This window comes from Romboutsia sp., assembly GCF_051659545.1.
In the GTDB taxonomy this organism is placed as follows: domain Bacteria; phylum Bacillota; class Clostridia; order Peptostreptococcales; family Peptostreptococcaceae; genus JBOFOR01.
In genome coordinates, this window is sequence record NZ_JBOFOR010000008.1 from 1 (window position 1) to 2986 (window position 2986).

Genomic DNA, 2986 nt, shown 5'->3' on the forward strand with positions numbered 1-2986 from the left:
CATTACCTTTGCTAGTATATAATACTACCATTCATATTCCTGAATTAGTCATAATCTATACCTCCTATTTTTATAATAGATTTATGCTTAATATTTTCTTATCCTTAAACATGAAGTATAATAAACCTATATAAACAACTTGAGGTGATACAAATGAAAAAGAAAGTAAAAGTAGTTGCTGCAATTATTGAAAATGAAAACGAAGAAATACTATGTGCTCTAAGGTCTCCACAAATGGCACTTCCTAACCTGTGGGAGTTTCCTGGTGGTAAAGTTGAAGCCGGTGAATCACTGCAAACTGCTATAGAACGTGAAATACAAGAAGAGTTAAAATGTGAAATTAAGGCTTTAGACGTGTTTAATGACAATACTCATGAGTATGAAACGTTTATCATAAATCTTATATGTATAAAATGTAAGCTAGTAAGGAATACCCCTATAGCTACAGAGCACTCTAAGCTACTTTGGCTTAAAAGAGAAAACTTAGATTCTCTAAAATGGGCTCCTGCTGATATACCTGCAGTTGAACAATTGTCAAATATCTAGCCTATTAAATAATACTCTTTACAAAAATACCCTGGGTCGTGAAATACGACACAGGGTATTAATCTTCTCCATTGGTTAAAGGTCCACTATCCCTAAAATTAGTATGAGTCTTTATAAATAAGCTGTATCTATCATACTCTACTCCCCACCATAAACCTTAACACTCTCTCTTGTAACATAATATGTTTCTCCAGTTCCAGTTCCTCCTTCTGCTTCAAATCCTGTCCTTATTATAAATCCATCATATCTTTCTTCCATTAAGCTATATTTTGTATTTTCATCCCATCCCAATTCATTTTTTATTTTCATTATAGCCATGTCCAATGTAAACACATTATTATCATATCCTCTATATTCTCCAAAATATCCATCAACTGATGATTCATATGTTTTAAATGTTTTTGTATCTACTAGTAATGACATATCCCCACCTACATCTCCATCAATATTTATACCAAATGAATAATAATTTCCACCTTTAAATTTTGTCTCACCTATATAAATTACATCTCTAAACTCATCTCCACATTGATTTATTATTGATTGTCTCGCTTTTTTAATTTTATCCTGTTTAGTTTCTTTTGTTTCTTGCTTTTGTTGTTGGGTCTCTTGCTCTATGTTTGAATTTTCAACTTTACCAACTTCTTTATCACTATTTTCTTTTTCTTCCTCTTTATTTAAATTTTCATCATTTAAGCTCAATTCATTGTTAATAGGATCATCCTCTTTTTTAACAATGACTAATTTATACTTAGACATATTTTCTATAAAATCTATAATATTAAATTCAGTAATCCAACCTATTCCTATACCTATAACTAAACAAATTGCCATCGGAGCTTTAGATTTTCTTTTATTTTTCTTACTTTGTTCTATTTTATATTGTGATTTTATTTCACTTTTATATCTATTATGTACTTTTTTTTCCATATCAGAACTTCTTTTATATCCCATTTTATCCCTCCAATTAACTATAGCAATTTCTTTATTCTTATACATCTGCTATCTAGTATTTACCTTCCTTCTGTTGAAGAACAGCTTTTCTGTCATCAGTTTTTAGTTCTCAATTATTGTCCAATGTAACAAATATACCAATCTCTATACAACTTTAATCCTCTTTTATATTGCTTTCTATTACGTTCTCTGGAGATGAATTTGTATTACTAAACATTCCCTTTAGTAGACTTTTACTACTTGATCCTATAAATACGCCTATAACAGTCAATAAGCAACAGATCACTAGTGTTTTTAAAACTTTTTTCATCATTGTCTCCCCTTATATATTCAATTTCGTAAATATTATACTACATTTATTTTAAGAAACGTGTTGTACTATGTCGTAATTCTAAATTTTATTATATTATCAAATTTTTGATAAGTGCCTATTAATTATAATTTATACATGAACTTAAAATACCCTGGGTCGTGAAATACGACCCAGGGTATTAATCTTCTCAAGAAATAAATTAAGACTTATATTTTATACCTTTTCCACAAACTCCCTATATATACTTACAGGAACTTCATGTTCTAGCTCTAACTTGATAGTAATAGGCTTCTCCCCTTCAAAGTCAACAGTATCCCCCTTACCAATATACACGTAAGGCTCAGACTTACCATCAAGCTCCCTATATTTTCTAACAAATAGATGTAAACTTACGCCCCTATCCTTGTTAAATATAATATTCTTACCTCTATCACTATCTTGCTTAGTAGCATTAGGACTTTGCCACTGGAAGTACCTTTCACTAATAAACTTGTCCTTATAATTAATCCTCTCATCTATACCCTCTTCCTTATGAAGATCTATAAACAAGAAATAATCATCTCCATTAGTTAAAAGTCCACTACCTCTAAAAGCAGTATGAGTCTTTCTGTGATTAGATAAATAAGCTGCATCTATCATATTGTACTGCTCATATAACTTAAAGAATGGCACACCATAATACTCTTCCTTAAACTCTTTTTCATATCTAAAAATACCATAATTAATTACATCTTCAAGATATTTTCTATAATCCTTATTTTCTAAAAGCTCTCTTAACTCCTTACTTTTACAAATGTATCCATTCTCATAATCCACTAACTTTAACTTACCATTCTTTTGAACTGAATCATAATAATCTTGATTTAAATACTCAAAGGCATGAATTACACTGTCCTCATCAACAGCTTTTATATATTTTAAAATGTCAGACTTAGCTTTTTCCAAAGTTATATTGTCATGCTTTAGTAAATATCTAAGTATAGCAAATTCATAAACTCTCTTTAATGGAATCTTGCTGCTTAACTCTTTCAAAGCACTCTCAAAGTTAGTATTGGTAAGTAAGTTTTTAAGATCATTATCTTTTTCAACATTAGCTACAAACCCTAGATAAGTCTTTTTATTATCTATAAACTTAATAGGATCAGGAGCACCTTCATATTTTATATAATCTAT

General features: G+C 29.6%; 4 protein-coding genes. 1 reads left to right on the forward strand and 3 read right to left on the reverse strand.

The features are described 5' to 3' along the window. The first annotated feature begins 153 nt into the window (after positions 1–153). Positions 154–546 (forward strand): (deoxy)nucleoside triphosphate pyrophosphohydrolase, encoded by a 393-nt coding sequence (locus ACRC03_RS00390; RefSeq protein ID WP_438650560.1) that lies wholly within the window; start codon positions 154–156, stop codon positions 544–546. 138 nt (positions 547–684) lie between these two features. Here the strand turns inward: ACRC03_RS00390 and ACRC03_RS00395 are convergent, their stop codons facing one another. From ACRC03_RS00395 to ACRC03_RS00405, 3 genes are all read right to left on the reverse strand, one after another. Then, positions 685–1500, reverse strand: a complete 816-nt coding sequence (locus ACRC03_RS00395; RefSeq protein ID WP_438650561.1) for a hypothetical protein — start codon at positions 1498–1500, stop codon at positions 685–687. Between the two features lie 154 nt (positions 1501–1654). Further along, a complete protein-coding gene (locus ACRC03_RS00400; RefSeq protein ID WP_438650562.1) occupies positions 1655–1813 on the reverse strand; it encodes a hypothetical protein in 159 nt (52 codons plus the stop codon). Between the two features lie 213 nt (positions 1814–2026). Continuing rightward, the coding region (locus tag ACRC03_RS00405) for a DUF3427 domain-containing protein (RefSeq protein WP_438650563.1) at positions 2027–2986 on the reverse strand (960 nt) is incomplete at its 5' end.